General features: G+C 52.8%; 17 protein-coding genes. 13 read left to right on the plus strand and 4 right to left on the minus strand.

Annotated features, from left to right (window positions below):
* The first annotated feature begins 5 nt into the window (after nt 1-5).
* From ACB496_RS07300 to ACB496_RS07310, 3 genes are all read left to right on the plus strand, one after another.
* Nucleotides 6-623 carry a DMSO/selenate family reductase complex B subunit gene (locus ACB496_RS07300; RefSeq protein WP_102105149.1) on the plus strand — a complete coding sequence of 206 codons (618 nt, stop codon included), beginning with the start codon at nt 6-8 and terminating at the stop codon, nt 621-623.
* Between the two features lies 1 nt (nt 624).
* The gene (locus ACB496_RS07305) at nt 625-1,488 is read left to right on the plus strand and encodes a dimethyl sulfoxide reductase anchor subunit family protein (protein WP_371974841.1); all 864 of its coding nucleotides are present in this window, start codon (nt 625-627) and stop codon (nt 1,486-1,488) included.
* A gap of 272 nt (nt 1,489-1,760) precedes the next feature.
* Entirely contained in the window at nt 1,761-2,909 is a 1,149-nt protein-coding gene (locus tag ACB496_RS07310; protein WP_371974842.1) for an MFS transporter, read from the plus strand.
* Between the two features lie 51 nt (nt 2,910-2,960).
* Here ACB496_RS07310 and pflA read toward each other — a convergent pair whose 3' ends face one another.
* From pflA to ycaO, 4 genes are all read right to left on the minus strand, one after another.
* A complete protein-coding gene (gene pflA, locus ACB496_RS07315; RefSeq protein ID WP_100777006.1) occupies nt 2,961-3,701 on the minus strand; it encodes a pyruvate formate lyase 1-activating protein in 741 nt (246 codons plus the stop codon).
* 204 nt (nt 3,702-3,905) lie between these two features.
* Nucleotides 3,906-6,188, minus strand: coding sequence for a formate C-acetyltransferase (gene pflB / locus ACB496_RS07320; protein ID WP_100777005.1), 2,283 nt, complete (start codon nt 6,186-6,188; stop codon nt 3,906-3,908).
* Nucleotides 6,189-6,237: 49 nt separating this feature from the next.
* Nucleotides 6,238-7,095, minus strand: coding sequence for a formate transporter FocA (gene focA, locus ACB496_RS07325; protein ID WP_123429160.1), 858 nt, complete (start codon nt 7,093-7,095; stop codon nt 6,238-6,240).
* A gap of 406 nt (nt 7,096-7,501) precedes the next feature.
* Nucleotides 7,502-9,262: a 30S ribosomal protein S12 methylthiotransferase accessory factor YcaO gene (gene ycaO / locus ACB496_RS07330; RefSeq protein ID WP_312069640.1), complete on the minus strand. Its 1,761-nt coding sequence runs from the start codon at nt 9,260-9,262 to the stop codon at nt 7,502-7,504.
* Nucleotides 9,263-9,400: 138 nt separating this feature from the next.
* Here ycaO and ACB496_RS07335 point away from each other — a divergent pair, with 138 nt between their 5' ends.
* From ACB496_RS07335 to lpxK, 10 genes are all read left to right on the plus strand, one after another.
* Entirely contained in the window at nt 9,401-10,093 is a 693-nt protein-coding gene (locus tag ACB496_RS07335; protein ID WP_100777002.1) for a DUF421 domain-containing protein, read from the plus strand.
* Between the two features lie 162 nt (nt 10,094-10,255).
* Nucleotides 10,256-11,344 (plus strand): 3-phosphoserine/phosphohydroxythreonine transaminase, encoded by a 1,089-nt coding sequence (serC, locus tag ACB496_RS07340; RefSeq protein WP_371974844.1) that lies wholly within the window; start codon nt 10,256-10,258, stop codon nt 11,342-11,344.
* 70 nt (nt 11,345-11,414) lie between these two features.
* Entirely contained in the window at nt 11,415-12,698 is a 1,284-nt protein-coding gene (aroA, locus tag ACB496_RS07345) for a 3-phosphoshikimate 1-carboxyvinyltransferase (protein ID WP_129034330.1), read from the plus strand.
* A 154-nt stretch (nt 12,699-12,852) separates the two neighbouring features.
* Nucleotides 12,853-13,620, plus strand: a complete 768-nt coding sequence (locus ACB496_RS07350; RefSeq protein ID WP_371974846.1) for a M48 family metallopeptidase — start codon at nt 12,853-12,855, stop codon at nt 13,618-13,620.
* Nucleotides 13,621-13,789: 169 nt separating this feature from the next.
* Nucleotides 13,790-14,473 carry a (d)CMP kinase gene (gene cmk, locus ACB496_RS07355; protein ID WP_100776998.1) on the plus strand — a complete coding sequence of 228 codons (684 nt, stop codon included), beginning with the start codon at nt 13,790-13,792 and terminating at the stop codon, nt 14,471-14,473.
* Between the two features lie 108 nt (nt 14,474-14,581).
* Complete coding sequence (rpsA, locus tag ACB496_RS07360; protein ID WP_100776997.1) at nt 14,582-16,255, plus strand: 30S ribosomal protein S1; 1,674 nt, start codon at nt 14,582-14,584, stop codon at nt 16,253-16,255.
* A 238-nt stretch (nt 16,256-16,493) separates the two neighbouring features.
* On the plus strand, nt 16,494-16,781 hold the full coding sequence (gene ihfB / locus ACB496_RS07365; RefSeq protein WP_012016828.1) for an integration host factor subunit beta: 288 nt from the start codon (nt 16,494-16,496) through the stop codon (nt 16,779-16,781).
* A 213-nt stretch (nt 16,782-16,994) separates the two neighbouring features.
* A complete protein-coding gene (locus ACB496_RS07370) occupies nt 16,995-19,259 on the plus strand; it encodes a ComEC family protein (RefSeq protein ID WP_371974849.1) in 2,265 nt (754 codons plus the stop codon).
* 36 nt (nt 19,260-19,295) lie between these two features.
* A complete protein-coding gene (gene msbA, locus ACB496_RS07375; protein ID WP_100776995.1) occupies nt 19,296-21,044 on the plus strand; it encodes a lipid A ABC transporter ATP-binding protein/permease MsbA in 1,749 nt (582 codons plus the stop codon).
* Nucleotides 21,041-22,018, plus strand: a complete 978-nt coding sequence (gene lpxK / locus ACB496_RS07380; RefSeq protein ID WP_371974851.1) for a tetraacyldisaccharide 4'-kinase — start codon at nt 21,041-21,043, stop codon at nt 22,016-22,018. The genes msbA and lpxK overlap by 4 nt, the downstream gene beginning before the upstream one ends.
* Nucleotides 22,019-22,029 lie beyond the last annotated feature (11 nt).

Raw genomic sequence — 22,029 nt, forward strand, 5'->3', positions numbered from 1 at the left:
AACCGATGACTACCCAGTATGGATTTTTCATTGATTCCAGTCGTTGCACCGGTTGCAAAACCTGCGAGCTGGCGTGTAAAGATTACAAAGACTTAACTCCTGATGTCAGCTTCCGCCGTATCTACGAATACGCAGGCGGCGACTGGCAGGAGGACAACGGCGTCTGGAATCAGAACGTGTTTGCCTACTATCTGTCGATCGCCTGTAACCACTGCGAAGATCCCGCGTGTACCAAAGTGTGCCCAAGCGGCGCGATGCACAAGCGTGACGACGGTTTTGTGGTGGTGGACGAAGATGTCTGCATCGGCTGCCGCTACTGCCATATGGCCTGCCCGTACGGCGCGCCGCAGTACAACGCTGCGAAAGGCCACATGACCAAATGCGACGGCTGCCACAGCCGCGTCGCAGACGGTAAAAAGCCAATCTGCGTGGAGTCCTGCCCGCTGCGCGCGCTGGACTTTGGCCCGATTGAAGAGCTGCGTCAGAAACACGGTCAGCTTGCCGCTGTCGCGCCGCTGCCGTCTGCGCACTTCACGAAGCCAAGTATCGTTATTAAACCGAATGCCAATAGCCGTCCGACGGGTGATACCACCGGCTACCTGGCCAATCCGAAGGAGGTGTGAGATGGGAAGTGGATGGCATGAATGGCCGTTGATGATTTTCACCGTCTTCGGACAGTGCGTGGTGGGCGGGTTTATTGTCCTCGCTCTGGCATTGCTTAAAGGTGATTTACGCGCTGAACAGCAACAGCGTCTGATACTGGGTATGTTCGGCCTGTGGGTTCTGATGGGGATTGGCTTTATCGCCTCCACGCTCCACCTCGGCTCGCCGCTGCGCGCATTTAACTCCCTGAATCGTATCGGCGCCTCTTCGCTCAGTAATGAAATTGCGAGTGGGGCGATCTTCTTTGCTGTCGGTGGTCTTGGCTGGCTGCTGGCAGCACTGAAGAAGTTACCGTCAGGGCTGCGCGGTGTGTGGCTGATCGTGACCATGGTGCTTGGGGTCGTATTTGTTTGGATGATGGTACGCGTCTATAACACCATCGATACCGTTCCTACCTGGTACAGCGTCTGGACACCAATGAGCTTCTTCCTGACCATGTTTATTGGTGGTCCGCTGCTGGGCTTCCTGCTGCTGCGCGTGGCGAGTGTCGATGGCTGGGCAATGCGCCTTCTGCCGGCGGTATCACTGCTGGCGCTGGTGATCAGTGCAATGGTTGCGCTGATGCAGGGCGCTGAGCTGGCGGCTATCCATAGCTCTATTCAGCAAGCGTCGGCGCTGGTACCGGATTACGGTTCGCTGATGGCCTGGCGTATCGCACTGCTGGTTGCGGCTCTGGCCTGCTGGGTGATCCCGCAGGTGAAAGGGTATCAACCGGCCGTTCCGCTGCTGTCTCTGGCCTTCGTGCTGGTACTGGCAGGAGAGCTGATTGGTCGCGGTGTGTTCTACGGTCTGCATATGACGGTAGGTATGGCTGTCGCCAGTTAAACGATCGTTTGGTTATATCGAGCCGGGGCAATTGCTCCGGCTTTTTTATTTTCTATCATGAAATTTTTCAACTGAGCGCGGCCGTTAATTTGCCTCAGAGATTAATAAAAACAATCAGATAATTATTACGTATTGTATTGGCTGCGCACGGAGGATGAATTTTTTAAATCGACAGCGAACAAATCGTGCGAGGCCGCTAACTGCATGGATTGACTTTGTTTTTGCCGGTGGCATGATGCGCTCGAATCTTTACTTCCTCACGGTTAAAATCCATGACCACCTACACCCGCCCAGTGCTGCTCTTGCTCTGCGGCCTGCTTTTGTTGACCCTGGCGATAGCGGTATTAAATACGCTCGTCCCGCTTTGGCTCGCCCATGAAAACCTTCCGACATGGCAGGTGGGGATGGTCAGCTCATCCTATTTTACCGGTAATCTGCTGGGTACTTTGCTGACCGGTAAACTGATCAAACGCTTCGGGTTCAACCGCAGTTATTACCTGGCTTCGCTGATCTTTGCGGCCGGTTGCGTGGGTCTGGGCGTGATGGTCGGATTCTGGAGCTGGATGAGCTTCCGTTTTATCGCTGGCGTCGGCTGCGCGATGATCTGGGTGGTGGTGGAAAGCGCACTGATGTGCAGTGGGACATCCCGCAATCGTGGCCGCTTACTGGCGGCGTACATGATGGTCTATTACGTGGGGACGGTGCTGGGTCAGTTGATGATCAGCAAACTGCCTACCGATTTGATGAGCGTCCTGCCATGGGTGACCGGTATGGTGCTGGCGGCGATTCTGCCTCTGCTCTTTACCCGAATTGTTAACCAGGGTAGCGAACATCAGGAAGCGACGCAGGTCTGGCCGATGCTGAGATTGCGTCATGCACGCCTGGGTATCAACGGCTGTATTATCTCCGGGGTTGTACTCGGCTCGCTGTATGGCCTGATGCCGCTCTACCTGAATCATAAAGGTGTAAGTGATTCCGGTATTGGTTTCTGGATGGCGGTGATGGTCAGTGCAGGCATTGTGGGGCAATGGCCTATCGGTAAACTGGCCGATAAATTTGGTCGTCTGCTGGTGCTGCGCGTGCAGGTTTTCGTGGTGATCATGGGCTGTCTGGCGATGCTGAGCAACGCGGCAATGGCCCCGGCGCTGTTTATCCTGGGGGCGGCGGGCTTTACGCTCTATCCGGTAGCGATGGCCTGGGCCTGTGAAAAAGTCGAGCATCACCAGCTGGTGGCGATGAATCAGGCACTGCTTCTGAGCTATACCATCGGCAGCCTGCTGGGTCCGACATTTACGTCCATGCTGATGCAGAGCTATTCCGATAATCTGCTGTTTATCATGATCGCCAGCGTGTCGTTTATCTATCTCCTGATGTTGCTACGAAAAGCAGGGGAGCATCCGACGCCAGTGGCGCATGCCTGATACAAAAAAGCCCGGTGCACATTGCCCGGGCTTTTGTCATTCAGACTTCTTTTAGTACATCACTTTGTGACCATACTGTTCGAGAATGCCTTTGACGCGTTCCATCGTCTCTTTCTTAGGTGGTTTAACGCCGTCGAGTTTGTATTCTTCACCCATCGCCACCCACTTGTGTTTGCCCAGCTCGTGATAGGGCAGCAGCTCGATTTTCTCGACATTGCCCATGTCGCGAGTAAATTCGCCGAGGCGATGCGCGGAGTCGTCATCATCTGACCAACCCGGAACCACCACATAGCGAATCCAGGTTTTGATTCCTTTATCGGCAATGTATTTGGCAAATTCCAGAGTACGGTGGTTCGAAACCCCAACCAGATTCTGGTGGATCTCATCGTTCATCTGTTTCAGATCGAGCATCACCAGATCGGTCACTTCAAGCAGTTCATCAATCACCGGATCGTAGCGACGGACAAAACCGTTAGTGTCCAGGCAAGTGTGAATACCTTCTTTGCGGCAGGCACGGAACCAGTCGCGAACGAATTCCGCCTGCAGGATTGCTTCGCCACCTGAGGCCGTCACGCCGCCACCGGATGCATTCATAAAGTGGCGATAGGTGACCACTTCTTTCATTAGCTCTTCAACGGTGATCTCTTTGCCGCCGTGGGTGTCCCAGGTGTCGCGGTTGTGGCAGTACAGGCAGCGCATCAGGCAGCCCTGGAAGAAGGTAATAAAGCGGATGCCTGGGCCGTCGACGGTGCCACAGGATTCAAAGGAGTGAATGCGACCAATAGTTGACATTGCGGTGATATCTCCAGATTCGGTCCGTCCGGGACCTGTTTATGTGCATAGCTCATCGGCTATGTCGAGTCTGTTTTGGCTATTATCCATTAAGTATATAGATAGCGGACAAAAGAGACTGGTGTGGAGAGGGTGTTAAAAAGGCCCCACTGACGTGGAGCCTTTATTGTACGCTTTTTACTGCGTGATTTCAGTCAATTCCAGTTAGATGGATTGAGTGAAAGTACGGGTGATAACGTCCTGCTGCTGTTCTTTAGTCAGGGAGTTAAAACGTACTGCGTAGCCAGATACACGAATGGTCAACTGCGGATATTTTTCCGGGTTTTCCATCGCGTCGAGCAGCATTTCACGGTTCATTACGTTCACGTTCAAGTGCTGACCACCTTCGATGGAAGATTCGTGATGGAAGTAACCGTCCATCAGACCTGCCAGGTTGGTTTTACGCACTTCGTCGTCTTTACCCAGCGCATTTGGAACGATGGAGAAGGTATAAGAAATACCATCTTTCGCGTAAGCAAACGGCAGTTTAGCAACGGAAGTCAGAGAGGCAACTGCACCTTTCTGGTCACGACCGTGCATTGGGTTAGCACCTGGACCGAATGGAGCGCCAGCGCGACGACCGTCTGGGGTGTTACCGGTTTTCTTACCGTACACAACGTTAGAAGTGATGGTCAGAACAGACTGAGTCGGGATAGCGTTGCGGTAGGTAGTCAGTTTCTGAATTTTCTTCATGAAACGTTCAACCAGGTCAACGGCCATGTCATCGACACGAGAGTCGTTGTTACCAAACTGCGGGTATTCGCCTTCGATTTCGAAGTCAGTCGCCAGACCATCTTCGTCACGAATTGGTTTAACTTTCGCATATTTGATAGCAGACAGGGAGTCAGCTGCAACGGACAGACCTGCGATACCACATGCCATGGTGCGAACCACGTCACGGTCGTGCAGAGCCATCAGAGAAGCTTCGTAGCTGTACTTGTCGTGCATGTAGTGGATGATGTTCAGGGCGGTGACATACTGCTTAGCCAGCCAGTCCATGAAGTGATCCATACGGTCCATCACTTCGTCGAAGTTCAGAACGTCGCCTTTGATTGGTTCAGATTTAGGACCAACCTGGATTTTCAGTTTTTCATCAACGCCGCCGTTGATTGCATACAGCATGGTTTTCGCGAGGTTAGCACGAGCACCGAAGAACTGCATTTGCTTACCAACAACCATTGGGCTTACGCAGCAAGCGATAGCGTAGTCGTCGTTGTTGAAGTCAGGACGCATCAGATCATCGTTCTCGTATTGCAGAGAAGAGGTATCGATGGAGACTTTAGCAGCGAATTTCTTGAAGTTCAGAGGCAGTTTTTCTGACCACAGAACAGTGATGTTCGGTTCCGGAGACGGACCCATGGTGTACAGGGTGTTCAGGAAACGGAAGCTGTTTTTGGTTACCAGAGTACGGCCATCAACGCCCATACCACCGATAGATTCAGTTGCCCAGATTGGGTCACCGGAGAACAGCTCATCATATTCTGGGGTACGCAGGAAGCGAACCATACGCAGTTTCATGACCAGGTGGTCAATCATTTCCTGTGCGTCTTGCTCGGTGATTTTGCCTGCTTTGATGTCACGTTCGATGTAAGCATCCAGGAAGGTGGATACGCGACCGAAGGACATTGCTGCGCCGTTCTGAGACTTAACAGCAGCCAGGTAGCCGAAGTAAGTCCACTGGATAGCTTCCTGAGCGTTGGTAGCAGGACCAGAGATATCGCAGCCATATTTAGCAGCCATTTCTTTGATCTGACCCAGCGCACGGTGCTGTTCAGAGATCTCTTCACGCAGACGGATAGTTGCTTCCAGGTTTACGCCGTTTTCCAGGTCAGATTGCAGTGACAGGAACTGTGCGTATTTGTCTTTCAGCAGGAAGTCGATACCGTACAGTGCAACGCGACGGTAGTCACCGATGATACGGCCACGGCCATACGCATCTGGCAGACCAGTCAGAACACCGGATTTACGGCAGTTCAGGATGTCTTTGGTGTAAACGTCAAACACGCCCTGGTTGTGAGTTTTGCGGTAGTCGGTGAAGATTTTCTTCAGCATTGGGTCCAGCTCGCGATTGTACGCTTTGCAGGAACCTTCAACCATTTTGATGCCACCGAACGGGATAATTGCACGTTTCAGTGGTTTTTCAGTCTGCAGACCAACGATTTTCTCAAGGGCTTTGTTGATGTAGCCAGCGTCGTGAGAAGTGATGGTAGAGGCAACGGAAGTATCGAAATCAACTGGCGCGTGAGTGCGGTTTTCCAGTTTGACGCCTTCCATAACATTGTCCCACAGCTTGGTTGTTGCGTCAGTAGCACCAGCCAGGAAGGATTCGTCACCTTCATACGGGGTATAGTTTTTCTGAATGAAGTCACGTACGTTGACTTCTTTCTGCCAGTCACCTTTCGCAAAACCTTCCCAGGCTGTGGCTAACTTTTCATTAAGCTCGGACATGTGATACCTACCTTCTTAAGTGGATTTTTCTTTACTGCCTGAGAAACCATCAATGATGATTGTCGCCACGCAGGTAAATGACCCAGTATGTCAACCCAACCAGCAGACCCCCACCGATAATGTTCCCAATAGTGACAGGGATCAGGTTATCTGTGATGAAGTTCATAATAGTCAGGTGAGAGAAACTTTCCGGGGTTGAACCAACTGCAGTCCAGAACTCCGGGCTCGCAAAGTTGCGGATTACGATACCCATCGGGATCATAAACATGTTTGCGATACTGTGCTCAAAGCCGCTGGCAACGAACATCGCAACCGGCAGAACCATAATCATGGCTTTGTCCATCAGGCTGCGGCCAGAGTAGCTCATCCAGACCGCCAGGCAGACCATCAGGTTTGCGAGGATGCCGAGAGCGACGGCTTCGATAAAGGTGTGATGCATTTTGTGGTCAGCGGTTTGCAGGACGTTGAGTCCCCAGCCACCGTTGGCGGTCATATACTCGCCGGATAACCACATAAGCAGTACAAAGAGCAAACAGCCAATCAGGTTGCCAACGTAGACATTAATCCAGTTGCGCGCCAGCTGACCCCAGGTGATTCTTCCGCTCGCTTTTGCCACCACGATAAGCACCGTTGAGGTAAAGAGGTCGGCGCCGCAAATGACGCACAGAATCAAGCCCAGTGAGAAACAGATACCGCCAATCAGTTTCGCAATACCGAAAGGCATCGCAGCAGTACCGGTTGTCGCAGTGATGTAGAAGACGAAGGCGATGGAGATGAACACACCAGCGGTAATCGCCAGATAGAACGTCGTCATCGGGTGTTTCGTTGCTTTATAGACACCCGCTTCTTCGGCAACTTTGGCCATCGCAGCTGGGAGTAATAGATCAAAAGGGTTGTCAGCTTTCACACTAACTCTCTCTTTATTAAGTCGGCGACGAGATACTAACAAAGCATTATAGAAGAGAAATTGATATAGATCATATCTCGCCTGGCTTATAGGCCCGCAAAGCGCATGGTTTTGCAACAAATGCGGAGTAAGTTTTTGATTATCCGTATAAAAATAAATTTTAAAAGTTATGAAAAGAGTTGAATTATTTCCTGTAACCTCTCCCGAAGCAGTTAATTAAAATGGAGTAATTACCTTAAAAAGTAACAGTAAAGCCCAGGTAAGCATAATTATATTTACCTGTAATTAACTTTATTATTACAATCAAAATTCATTGCAAAAGAAATAAAAAAACGGGGCAATGAAATTGCCCCGTAATATAGCCCAGACGTGGAAATACGCCTACTGTCTGTAATGCTATGTGCGCTTATTTTGACCAGTAGGCCGCTTTCGCGCGCTGCAGTTTTTCGTAAGCTTTGAGCAGTGACTGATGGGCCGGGAAGGCTTTCAGATCGCTATCGACAGCCTGAAGGCCATAGAACGGCGCTTCACCGCTCAATGCGGCGCTGGCGGCTTCAACAGCGTCGGCACCGTACATACGCACGAACGCATTGAGATATTGCAGCGGCTGACGATCCTCTTCCTGAGACAGGAGCAGCAGGGTTTGCAGGCAACGATAATAGTTAGCGCGCTCCGGGCTGAAGACCGACTGGTTGTACTCAATGGTCCATTCCGTCCAGGCCAGAGCCTGATCCAGATCGCCACCGGCCAGGGCCAGCATGGATTTCAGCTCGCCCACACGCAGGGTGTACCAGCCATTGTCTTTGCCGGTTGCCAGGCCCAGCAGCTCGCGTACGCGGGTAAGATCGTCGTGGCCTTCGTCGTCAAGCTGGGCGATCAGGTTCAGATAATCCTCTTTTTCCCACTCACTACCCGGCAGAGCCAGCAGCGTTTCGCGCAGATGGCTGCCCATGCTGTTGTTGGCCAGCCACAGATCTTCTGCCGGATAGATGTCGGACATGCCTGGCACGATAATACGGCAAGCGTAGACGCTCAGATGCTCGTAATCGGCGATGTACACTTCTTTATCTTCTGCTTTGAAAATTGCCATCAGCGTGGCGAACTCTTCTTCCGTGGTGCCGGAGAAACTCCAGTCCACGAATTCATAGTCGGCGTCCTGCTTGAACATATCCCAGGAGATCAAACCGCTGGAATCGATGAAGTGCGTTTCGAGGTTGGTGTGTTCGCCCACTTCTTCGTCGTCAAACGTTGGTGGGGTGAAGACATCGAGATCTTTCAGGCTACGGCCCTGAAGCAGCTCGGTAACGGTACGTTCCAGCGCCACGCCGAAGTCAGGGTGGGCGCCAAACGACGCGAAGCAAGTGCCGTTGGCCGGGTTGAACAGCACCACGCAGATTACCGGGTATTTACCGCCCAGAGAGCCGTCGTAAGCAAAAATTGGGAAACCTTCTGCTTCCAGTTTAGCGATAGATTCCACCACGCCCGGATAGCGCGCCAGTACCTCGCTCGGGATTTCCGGCAGGCTGATGGACTCGGCGATAATACGGTTTTTGATATGACGCTCAAACACCTCGGACAGCCCCTGCACGCGGGCTTCGTTACGGGTATTACCTGCGGACATGCCGTTGGACACGTACAGGTTGCCGACGATGTTCATCGGGATATAGACAGTGTGATCGTCAGACTGACGGGTAAACGGCAGGGCGCAGATACCACGCTCGTCGTTACCGGACTGCAGATCGACCAGCATACCGGCGGTCAGTTCGTTATCCGGATCGTAGAACTTGCGCAGACGCGCATCCAGAATGCCTTCCGGCAGCGTGTCATCTTCCGTCAGTGGGAACCACTTTTCGTTCGGGTAGTGTACGAACGGGCCGTTGGCGATAGTCTCGCCCAGCCAGAAATCAGCGAAAAAGTAGTTGGTGGACAGGCGCTCAAAATACTCCCCCAGGGCAGAAGCCAGAGCCGCTTTTTTGGTGGCGCCTTTACCGTTGGTAAAGCACAGCGCACAGTCGGTGTCGCGAATATGCACAGACCAGACGTGAGGTACCGGATTGAGCCAGGAGGCTTCTTCGATATTAAAACCCAGGTCGGTCAGTTTCTGCTGGAAGCGAGCGATGGAATCTTCCAGAGCGGCGTCTTTGCCGGGGATAAATGTTTGAGTCATGGCGATCACTTTTATCGTACGTAAAGCGCGCAATGATACGGGTTTTGCGTGGCAGGCGCTATCTTCGCGAGGAGAAGAGCGAAAATAAAAGACTCAGCTATGCTTATCAGCAGTAACTTACTGTTAAGGCGAATAAAAATGAAAGCGTTCGATCTTCAGCGGATGGCGTTCGACAAAGTCCCGCTTGAGTTCTTAGGGGAAGTAGCTTTGCGCAGCCTCTACACCTTTATTCTGGTGTTTCTGTTTCTCAAAATTACAGGGCGGCGCGGCGTTCGGCAGATGTCACTGTTTGAAGTCCTGATCATTCTGACACTCGGCTCTGCGGCCGGTGACGTCGCGTTTTATGACGATGTGCCGATGATTCCGGTGCTGATCGTTTTTGTCACGCTGGGCTTACTCTATCGGCTGGTGATGTGGCTGATGTCGAAAAGCGAAAAAATCGAGGATCTACTGGAAGGCAAGCCGGTGGTGATTGTCGAAGAGGGGCAACTGGCCTGGGAGAAGGTTCGCAGCGCCAACATGACTGAATTTGAGTTTTTCATGGAGCTGCGCTTAAACAGCGTGGAACAGCTGGGCCAGGTGCGGCTGGCGATCATGGAAACGAACGGGCAGATAAGCGTCTATTACTATGACGACGATGACGTGAAACCGGGTTTATGCATTTTGCCGGATGAATATGTTGAACGCTTTACCACTGTCCCGGAGGCGGGGGAGTATGCCTGTCGACGCTGTAGCCATGTTCTGACGATGCAGCCGGGCGATCATCAACTTTGCCCTCGCTGTGCGAATCCAGTATGGACGAAGGTGAGCCGGGCTAAACGCGTCACCTGACAGCCAATTTGTCGGTTTTGTGACAACGCGCTGGCAGATTGTTTTGTGTGAGCGGGGACACATTTTCCCGGTCATAAGTTTTAGACATTGCGGCGCGTGTCACTGAATGATAAAACCGATATCCACAGTTATAACTTATGGCTTTTAGCGTGGTGAGGGTAAATGGCTCAGGTCTTTAATTTCAGTTCAGGTCCGGCAATGCTACCGGCGGATGTGCTTAAACAGGCTCAGCAGGAGCTTTGCGACTGGCAGGGTCTCGGTACATCGGTGATGGAAATTAGCCATCGTGGAAAAGAGTTTATCCAGGTGGCGGAAGAGGCAGAAAAAGATTTTCGCGATCTGCTGAATATTCCCTCGAACTACAAAGTATTGTTCTGCCACGGCGGCGGGCGCGGTCAGTTTGCCGGCATCCCGCTGAATCTGCTCGGCGACAAAACCACCGCAGACTACGTTGATGCCGGCTACTGGGCGGCCAGCGCAGTGAAAGAAGCCAAAAAATACTGCTCCCCGAATGTTATCGACGCCAAAATTACTGTTGATGGCCTGCGCGGCGTGAAGCCGATGAGTGAATGGCAGCTTTCCAGCGACGCAGCGTACCTTCACTATTGCCCGAACGAGACTATCGACGGGATCGCCATTCACGAAGAGCCGAACTTTGGCGACAACGTCGTCGTAACGGCTGATTTATCCTCAACCATTCTCTCTGGCCCGCTGGATGTCAGCCGCTACGGCGTGATTTATGCTGGCGCGCAGAAGAACATTGGCCCGGCTGGTTTAACGTTAGTGATTGTCCGCGAAGATCTGCTGGGCAAAGCGCACCAGGCCTGCCCGTCGATTCTGGACTATACCGTTCTGAATGATAACGACTCCATGTTTAACACCCCGCCGACCTTCGCCTGGTATCTTTCTGGCCTTGTCTTCAAATGGCTGAAGAAAAATGGCGGTGTGGCGCAGATGGACAAGATCAATCAGCAAAAAGCGACCCTTCTGTACAGCGCGATTGATGGCAGCGGCTTCTATCGCAACGACGTGGCCAGCGCGAATCGTTCTCGCATGAACGTGCCGTTCCAGTTGGCTGACAGCAATCTTGATAAGCTGTTCCTCGAAGAGTCCTTCGCGGCGGGTCTGCATGCTCTGAAAGGCCACCGCGTGGTCGGCGGCATGCGTGCTTCCATCTACAATGCGATGCCGCTGGAAGGCGTCAAAGCGCTGACTGATTTTATGGCCGACTTCGAACGTCGCCACGGTTAATTGCGCGAGTTTTTCACCCCCGTAGCCTCGCTGCGGGGTTTTTATTATGTTGATTTGAGAGTTAAGTTTCATGGAATCCCTGACGTTACAACCGATCGCGCGGGTAGATGGCACCATTAATCTGCCTGGTTCAAAAAGTGTCTCGAACCGCGCCCTGCTGCTGGCTGCTCTGGCAAATGGCACCACTGTTCTCACTAACCTGCTGGATAGTGACGACGTTCGCCATATGCTGAATGCGCTGAACGCGTTAGGTGTTCAGTACACGCTGTCAGCCGATCGTACGCGTTGTGAAGTGACGGGCAACGGCGGTGCGCTGCAAACTGTCGACGAGCTGGAGCTGTTTCTCGGCAACGCGGGTACGGCAATGCGCCCTCTGGCGGCGGCGCTGTGCCTGGGCAGCAACAATGTTGTGCTGACCGGCGAGCCACGCATGAAAGAGCGCCCGATCGGCCATCTGGTGGATGCCCTGCGTCAGGGCGGCGCGCAGATTGACTATCTGGAGCAGGAAAATTACCCACCACTGCGCCTTCGCGGTGGATTTACGGGTGGCGACGTAGCGGTAGACGGTAGCGTTTCCAGCCAGTTCCTGACGGCGCTGCTGATGACGGCACCGCTGGCATCTCAGGATACGGTAATCACCATCAAAGGGGATCTGGTTTCCAAACCCTACATTGATATCACCCTGCATCTGATGAAGACGTTTGGCGTCGAGGTGGAAAACCAGGCGTATCAGCGCTTCGTGGTGCGTGGTGCGCAGCAGTATCAGTCGCCGGGCCACTATCTGGTGGAAGGGGATGCGTCGTCCGCCTCCTATTTCCTCGCCGCCGGTGCGATTAAAGGCGGCACGGTGAAAGTCACCGGTATCGGGCGTAACAGCGTTCAGGGCGACATTCGCTTTGCCGACGTGCTGGAAAAAATGGGCGCCGTCATCACCTGGGGCGATGATTTTATCGCCTGTACCCGCGGTGAGCTGAACGCGGTCGATATGGATATGAACCATATTCCTGATGCGGCGATGACCATTGCGACGGCAGCACTGTTTGCCAAAGGCACCACAACGCTACGTAATATCTACAACTGGCGCGTAAAAGAGACGGACCGCCTGTTTGCGATGGCGACGGAGCTACGTAAAGTGGGCGCTGAAGTGGAAGAGGGCGAAGACTACATTCGCGTGACGCCACCAGCCAAACTGCAGGTTGCAGAGATCGGGACATACAACGATCACCGTATGGCGATGTGTTTCTCGCTGGTGGCCTTGTCCGATACGCCAGTGACCATTCTGGATCCGAAATGCACCGCAAAAACGTTCCCGGACTATTTCGAACAGCTGGCGCGTATTAGCACACTTGCCTGATTCTTCCCTGGATGAGACAAAAAAGCCGACCACGAGTCGGCTTTTTTTATGTCCCGTTTCAAACTTTTTTCATGACATCGTGGAGTGCTATCTTCCCGTGAACGCTGTGGGTTAATCCATAATTTATCAATATGTTAATCAACGGAAGATAGATATGAAAAATCGTAAACTGCTTTTATCTCTGGCCATTGCCGCTACGCTTCTTGCTGGCTGTAAAAATATGAACGGCGTCGATCCTAACGGGATCGCGAGCGCCGGTATGTCGGCCTATAAAGCCGCGACGCTCTCTGACGCCGATGCCAAAGCCATCGCCAACGGCGGCTGTAAAGAACTGGACAGCCAAAATGAGATTGCGGGCGCTTCAAGCAAATATACTAAGCGCATCAATAAAATAGCGAAGGCGCTAGGGAATAATATTAACGGCACCCCAGTTAACTATAAGGTCTATTTGACCAGCGACATCAACGCCTGGGCAATGGCCAATGGCTGCGTTCGTGTGTACAGCAGTCTGATGGATATGATGACGGACAATGAAGTTGAAGGGGTGTTAGGCCATGAGCTGGGGCATGTGGCGCTGGGCCATTCCCGTAAAGCGATGCAGACGGCCTATGCGACTGTTGCCGCTCGCGATGCTGTTTCGGCAACCAGCGGGGTGGCGTCTCAGCTCACGCAGTCTCAGTTAGGTGATATTGCGGAAGGGGCGATAAATTCTGCATTCTCGCGCAGTCAGGAGTCTGAGGCAGATGATTTCTCTTACGATTTGCTCAAAAAACGTAAAATCAGCACCGCGGGTTTAGCCAGCAGTTTCGATAAACTGGCTGCCCTCGACAGCGCCCACGCTAAATCCCTGTTTGATTCTCATCCGCCATCGACAGAACGTGCGCAGCATATCCGCGATCGTATTGCGGCAGAAAAGAAGTAACGCTATGACTTACGGGCTGGTTTTACGCTAGTCCGTCCTTTAATGCCTATTTCTTCTACACTCACCTTCAAACATTCCGTTATTTGCAAGCAACATTAACGGTTGCGGGCAATGGCGCGTATAATGCGCGGCGTTTATGTAACTGACGCCTTTAATGAAGGAGAGAACGATGACAGCAATTGCCCCGGTAATTACCATTGATGGGCCAAGCGGTGCGGGTAAAGGCACCTTGTGCAAAGCGATGGCGGAAGCATTGCAATGGCATCTTTTAGATTCGGGCGCGATCTATCGCGTACTGGCGTTAGCGGCGTTGCATCATCATGTGGACATGGCTTCTGAAGAGGCGCTGGTGCCTCTGGCTGCGCACCTTGATGTCCGCTTTGTGTCCACCAACGGCAACCTTGAAGTCATCCTTGAAGGGGAAGACGTGAGCGGTGAAATCCGCACCCAGGAAGTGGCAAATGCGGCTTCGCAGGTGGCGGCGTTCCCGCGCGTTCGTGAAGCGCTCTTACGTCGTCAGCGAGCCTTCCGTGAAGCGCCGGGCCTGATTGCGGATGGTCGTGACATGGGAACGGTGGTGTTTCCTGATGCGCCGGTGAAAATTTTCCTTGACGCTTCCTCGGAAGAACGCGCGCAACGTCGTATGCTTCAGTTGCAGGAAAAGGGCTTTAGTGTTAACTTTGATCGCCTTTTATCCGAGATAAAAGAGCGCGATGACCGCGATCGTAATCGTGCTGTAGCGCCACTTGTTCCGGCAGACGATGCCTTAGTGCTCGATTCTACCCGATTAACTATTGAGCAAGTGATTGAAAAAGCGTTACAATACGCGCGCCAGAAATTGGCACTCGCTTAATCGCGACAGATTCGTAGTGCCCCGCTGCAATGGATTGACGGTGGGTATGTGAAACAACCCCATCCGGCATGGAGCCAGGTGGACGTTATATTAACCTGAAGATTAAACATGACTGAATCTTTTGCTCAACTATTTGAAGAATCCTTAAAAACAATCGAAACCCGTCCGGGTTCCATCGTTCGTGGTGTTGTTGTTGCTATCGACAAAGATATCGTACTGGTTGACGCCGGTCTGAAATCTGAGTCTGCCATTCCGGCAGAGCAGTTCAAAAACGCCCAGGGCGAGCTGGAAATCCAGGTTGGTGACGAAGTTGACGTTGCACTGGATGCAGTAGAAGACGGCTTCGGTGAAACTCTGCTGTCCCGTGAGAAAGCTAAACGTCACGAAGCTTGGATCACGCTGGAAAAAGCTTACGAAGAAGCTGAAACTGTAGTCGGTGTTATCAACGGCAAAGTTAAAGGTGGCTTCACTGTTGAGCTGAACGGTATTCGCGCGTTCCTGCCAGGTTCTCTGGTAGACGTTCGTCCGGTTCGCGACACGCTGCACCTGGAAGGCAAAGAGCTTGAGTTCAAAGTAATCAAGCTGGACCAGAAGCGTAACAACGTTGTTGTTTCTCGTCGTGCCGTTATCGAATCCGAGAACAGCGCAGAGCGCGATCAGCTGCTGGAAAACCTGCAGGAAGGCATGGAAGTTAAAGGTATCGTTAAGAACCTCACTGACTACGGTGCATTCGTTGATCTGGGTGGTGTTGATGGCCTGCTGCACATCACCGACATGGCGTGGAAACGCGTTAAACACCCAAGCGAAATCGTGAACGTTGGCGACGAAATCACTGTTAAAGTGCTGAAGTTCGACCGCGAGCGCACTCGTGTATCCCTGGGCCTGAAACAGCTGGGCGAAGATCCATGGGTCGCTATCGCTAAACGTTACCCAGAAGGTACTAAACTGACTGGTCGCGTTACCAACCTGACCGACTACGGCTGCTTCGTTGAAATCGAAGAAGGCGTTGAAGGCCTGGTGCACGTTTCCGAAATGGACTGGACCAACAAAAACATCCACCCATCCAAAGTTGTTAACGTTGGTGATGTAGTGGAAGTGATGGTTCTGGATATCGACGAAGAACGTCGTCGTATCTCCCTGGGCCTGAAACAGTGCAAAAACAACCCATGGCAGCAGTTCGCGGAAACCCACAACAAGGGCGACCGTGTTGAAGGTAAAATCAAGTCTATCACTGACTTCGGTATCTTCATCGGCCTGGACGGCGGCATCGACGGCCTGGTTCACCTGTCTGACATCTCCTGGAACGTTGCAGGCGAAGAAGCAGTACGTGAATACAAAAAAGGCGACGAAATCGCTGCAGTTGTTCTGCAGGTTGACGCAGAACGTGAGCGTATCTCTCTGGGCGTTAAACAGCTCGCAGAAGATCCGTTCAACAACTGGGTTGCACTGAACAAGAAAGGCGCAATCGTAAACGGTAAAGTGACTGCAGTTGACGCTAAAGGCGCAACCGTAGAACTGGCTGACGGCGTTGAAGGTTACCTGCGCGCTTCTGAAGCTTCACGTGACCGCGTTGAAGATGCAACTCTGGTTCTGAGCGTTGGCGACGACGTTGAAGCTAAATTCACCGGTGTTGACCGTAAGAACCGTGCAATCAGCCTGTCTGTTCGTGCTAAAGACGAAGCTGATGAGAAAGATGCAATCGCAACTGTTAACAAACAGGAAGATGCAGGTTTCTCTAACAACGCAATGGCTGAAGCTTTCAAAGCAGCTAAAGGCGAGTAATTCAAGTTCTCTAAATCGTTTGGGCGGTAACAAGGCAACGAGCCTGAGAGCCCCAGCCACTTACTCAAGTGAATGACTGGGGTGGAACAGGCGAAGTTAACGCAGTGACCGCTCGAAGGATGACGAGCAGACTTGACAGATTGCAGGATTCGTTCTGTAATCAATAACAAAGGGCGGCTACGGCCGCCCTTGTTTAATAAGCTGTTCAGCTAATTGGTTTGAAGGAACCGGAGGAATCATGACCAAGTCAGAATTGATTGAAAGACTTGCCAGCCAACAATCGCACATCCCCGCAAAAGCAGTGGAAGATGCAGTGAAAGAGATGCTAGAGCATATGGCCTCGACTCTTGCACAAGGCGAGCGCATTGAAATCCGCGGTTTCGGTAGTTTCTCTCTGCATTATCGTGCTCCACGAACCGGGCGTAACCCGAAGACTGGCGATAAAGTCGACCTGGAAGGCAAATACGTTCCGCACTTTAAGCCGGGTAAAGAACTGCGCGATCGCGCCAATATTTACGGAAACTGAGTTTTAGCCTTCGGGCGAACTGGGTTTTCAAAAGAAAGCACCTTCGGGTGCTTTTTTCTTATCTAATTTTAAAAAACTGAAGCAGCGCTGCAACTCAGCATGGCTGTTTCTGCAACCTGAAAAATTCTCTTCGGCAATGGCTGCAACCGCGTATTTTCCTGCCTGACTCGCCCAACTCCATACAGCAAACTGTCCCTAAACAGGGAGGTGTGTGTGGGTATTCCAGTCATCAGTGCATGTTTAATTTCAGCTATCTTGCCATTACTTTGGCTGCCTTCGCTCCCCGGTTTGCCAGTCGTCTGGGTGTGCATTGCAGTTGGCATCTTACTGGCACTGCAACGTCTGGTTTATCTGCGGTATGCGGGGCTATGGCTGGTATTTTTTGCCTGGGGAGTCTTGGCGGCGCTGGAGTGCGTATGGCCGATGCAAAACCTGACGGCCGGGCCACAGCGGGCAGAAATCGTCATCACAGGTACAGATGGCGCCACCACCCATCAGGCCAGGATTGTCAGCCTTGGCGGCAAGCCCTGGTTTTCGACGACAGGTGTTACGCTATACGGAAATTACTTGCCGCAGGCGGTCTGTGCAGGACAACGCTGGGCGGTGACGCTGCGTCTTCGCGCGGTGCATGGCGAGCTTAACGAAGGCGGTTTTGATTCGCAGCGCTATGCGCTTGCTTCGCATCAGCCTCTGACCGGTCGCTTCACTCATGCCGAGGCGATTGATACCACGTGTAGCCTGCGGTCCCGCTATCTCGCATCTCTTACCTCAACGCTCTCACCCTATACCTGGGGTTCTGTCATTCTTGGGTTGGGAATGGGGGAGCGCCTGTCAATCTCACAAGACGTGAAAAAATTGATGCGTGAGACCGGGACTTTGCACCTGATGGCGATCTCGGGTCTGCACATTGCGCTTGCGGCATCAATTGTCTGGCTCATCGTTCGTGGACTTCAATTTTTACTCCCATGCCACTGGATTAACTGGCGCACACCATTACTTTCCGGAGTCTGCTTCGCGGCGTTTTATGCCTGGCTTACAGGAATGCAGCCGCCAGCGTTACGGACTGTCGTCTCTCTTACCGTGCTGGCATTGCTGCGTCTGAGTGGACGGCAATGGTCACCGTGGCAGGTCTGGTTATGTTGTGTCGCGGCGATCCTGTTTATCGATCCATTAGCCGTACTTTCACAAAGCCTGGCACTCTCCGCCTTCGCCGTTGCAACCCTTATTTTCTGGTATCAGTGGCTGCCCCTGCCAAAATGGCAACTTCCGCGGTGGTTAAATCCTCTGCCAGCACTGTTGCATTTGCAACTTGGGATGCTGTTTTTACTACTGCCGCTTCAGGTCAGCATTTTTCATGGCATGAGTCTTTCTTGTGTAATCGCGAATCTCTTTGCCGTACCGCTGGTCACGTTCATATCCGTCCCCTTGATCCTGGCCGGAATGTTGCTGCATCTTTGTGCGTTGAATGTATTGGAAATCAAGGTCTGGTTTCTGGCTGATCAATCGCTGGATCTGCTTTTCGGATTGCTAAAAAAATTACCGGACGGCTGGATTGATATTGATGAGCGCTGGCTCGCCGTCACCTGCCTCCCGTGGATTACCGTGATGGCATGGCGTTTACGTGCCTGGCGGTCAGTCCCCGCAGTCTGTCTTGCAATAAGCGTATTGCTGACGTTTCCCTTGTGGCGCTCTCAGAAAACCGAGGGCTGGACGGTGCATATGCTGGATATCGGTCAGGGACTGGCCATGGTAGTTGAGCGACAGGGAAGGGCGATTTTGTATGATACCGGCTTAGCCTGGCCGGGGGGCGACAGTGCACAACAGCAAATTATCCCCTGGCTGCGCTGGCACCATCTGACGCCAGAAGGGGTGATTATCAGTCATGAACACATGGACCATATTGGCGGATTACGCTCTCTGCAAAAAGCATGGCCGTCAATATGGATTAGAAGTCCGCTCGGCTGGGGCGGACATCAGCCCTGTTTTCGTGGCGAGCAATGGCAGTGGCAGGGCCTGACCTTTACGGCGCACTGGCCGCCGAAAGGGTATCAGGTGCAAGGAAATAACCGCTCGTGCGTCGTGAAAATTGACGACGGCGAGCACAGCGTATTACTCACCGGCGACATTGAGGCGAAAGCCGAGCAGCTGATGTTAAGTCATCGTTGGCAATATCTAACGTCTACACTTATCCAGGTGCCGCATCATGGGAGTAATACCTCGTCATCACTGACGCTCATTCAGCGCGTGGAAGGGAAGGTCGCTTTGGCCTCTGCGGCACGCTATAACGCATGGCATTTTCCGTCAGCAAAAGTCGTTCGACGCTACAAAAAGGAGGGCTATTCTTGGCTCGATACACCGCAATCTGGGCAAATATCGGTACATTTTTCGCCACATGGCTGGCAAATCCGACGCTTACGAGATCAAATTTTACCTCGTTGGTATCATCAGTGGTTTGGCGCGCCCGTCGATAACGGGTAGAATATGCGGCTATTTCAACAAATGCTGGTTTTTTGAATGCATAACGACAAAGATCTCTCCACGTGGCAGACCTTCCGCCGACTCTGGCCGATGATTGCACCCTTTAAAACAGGTCTGATCGTGGCGGGTGTCGCGTTAATCCTCAACGCAGCAAGTGATACCTTCATGCTATCGCTCCTCAAACCGTTACTGGACGACGGTTTTGGTAAAACGGATCGCTCAGTGTTGCTATGGATGCCTCTGGTGGTTATCGGACTGATGATCTTACGCGGCGTCACCAGCTATATCTCCAGCTACTGTATTTCCTGGGTATCGGGAAAAGTGGTCATGACCATGCGCCGTCGACTGTTCAGCCATATGATGGGCATGCCGGTCTCCTTCTTTGACAAGCAGTCCACCGGGACCTTGCTGTCGCGCATCACCTACGATTCTGAGCAGGTTGCGTCGTCATCGTCCAGCGCACTGATTACCGTAGTGCGTGAAGGCGCATCGATCATCGGCCTGTTTATCATGATGTTCTACTACAGCTGGCAGCTGTCGATCATTCTCATCGTGCTGGCGCCAATTGTCTCGATCGCTATCCGCGTCGTCTCCAAGCGTTTCCGCAACATCAGTAAAAACATGCAGAACACCATGGGGCAGGTGACCACCAGCGCAGAGCAGATGCTGAAAGGCCATAAAGAAGTGCTTATTTTTGGCGGTCAGAATGTCGAAACCAAGCGCTTTGATAAGGTCAGCAACAAAATGCGTCTGCAAGGGATGAAAATGGTTTCGGCCTCTTCCATCTCCGATCCGATCATTCAGCTGATTGCCTCTCTGGCGCTGGCATTTGTACTGTATGCCGCGAGCTTCCCAAGCGTCATGGAGACCTTAACCGCAGGTACTATCACCGTGGTCTTCTCGTCGATGATTGCACTGATGCGTCCGCTGAAATCTCTGACGAACGTCAACGCCCAGTTCCAGCGCGGTATGGCCGCCTGCCAGACGCTGTTTAGCATCTTGGATACGGAACAGGAAAAAGACGAAGGCAAACGCGTGATCGACCGCGCCAACGGTGACGTTGAATTCCGTAATGTGACCTTTACTTATCCAGGCCGCGAAACGCCTGCGCTGCGTAATATCAACCTGAACATTCCGGCTGGTAAAACGGTTGCGCTGGTGGGCCGCTCTGGTTCAGGTAAATCGACCATTGCCAGCCTGATGACCCGTTTCTACGACATCGACGAAGGCGAAATTCTCCTCGATGGTCACGATCTGCGGGAATATACTCTGCAGTCACTGCGTAATCAGGTCGCGCTCGTCTCGCAGAACGTTCATCTGTTCAACGATACGGTCGCCAACAACATTGCTTACGCCCGTACCGAAGAGTACAGCCGTGAAGCCATCGAAAACGCCGCGCGTATGGCCTACGCGATGGACTTCATCAATAAGATGGATAACGGTCTTGATACCGTAATCGGCGAAAACGGCGTGCTGCTTTCCGGTGGCCAGCGCCAGCGTATTGCGATTGCTCGTGCGCTGCTGCGTGACAGCCCGATTCTCATCCTCGACGAAGCCACTTCTGCACTCGATACCGAGTCAGAACGCGCCATTCAGTCGGCGCTGGATGAACTGCAGAAAAACCGCACCTCGCTGGTGATTGCGCACCGTCTGTCGACTATCGAGCAGGCGGATGAAATCGTGGTTGTGGAAGACGGCCTGATCGTTGAACGCGGAAGTCATGCGGATCTCATTGAGCATCGCGGCGTTTACGCTCAGCTTCATAAAATGCAGTTTGGCGCATGATTGCACGCATCTGGTCCGGGGAATCCCCTCTCTGGCTACTGCTGTTGCCGCTCTCCTGGCTATACGGCCTGGTGAGCGGCATCATCCGTTTGTGCTATCGCCTGGGGCTGAAAAAAGCCTGGCGAGCACCGGTGCCGGTTGTGGTCGTCGGGAATCTTACCGCCGGAGGCAACGGTAAAACGCCCGTTGTGATCTGGCTGGTGGAACAGCTGACAAACCGGGGTGTGCGTGTCGGCGTGGTCTCACGAGGTTACGGTGGAAAAGCCGAGCAGTATCCACTGCTCCTGACCTCTCAGACCACCACGGCACAGGCCGGAGACGAACCGGTATTGATCTTTCAGCGTACCGGGGCGCCTGTCGCTGTCTCTCCTAATCGCAGCGAAGCCGTTCAGGCATTGTTGGCCGAACATCCGCTGCAAATTATCATCACCGACGACGGCTTACAGCATTACGCTCTGGCGAGAGACAAAGAGATCGTGGTGATTGACGGTGAGCGTCGTTTCGGCAACGGCTGGTGGTTACCTGCCGGGCCAATGCGCGAACGTGCGTCTCGTCTGCGCTCCGTCGATGCCGTTATTGTGAACGGCGGCGAAGCACAGCCTGGAGAAATCCCGATGGCCTTAAAGCCCGGACAGGCAGTCAATCTGCTGACCGGTGAACAGCGGGACATAACCGCGTTGCCTTGTCTGGTCGCCATGGCCGGTATCGGTCATCCTCCGCGTTTTTTCGCCACCCTGGAAACCGGCGGGGCAAAGCTTGAAAATCGAATTCCTCTCGCCGACCATCAGGCGCTGACGCTGGAGAGCGTTGAACCTCTGGCGGCTTCTCACCAGAATCTGATCATGACCGAAAAAGACGCCGTTAAATGCCGCGCCTTTGCCAAAGCCAACTGGTGGTATCTGCCCGTTGATGCACAGCTCAGCGGCGAACAGCCAGAACGCCTGCTCCAGGAACTGATAGCGCTGGTGCGCTAAGTCGAATGCGG

Origin of the sequence: Lelliottia nimipressuralis (genome assembly GCF_041464075.1) — a bacterium.
GTDB classification, from domain to species: domain Bacteria; phylum Pseudomonadota; class Gammaproteobacteria; order Enterobacterales; family Enterobacteriaceae; genus Enterobacter; species Enterobacter nimipressuralis.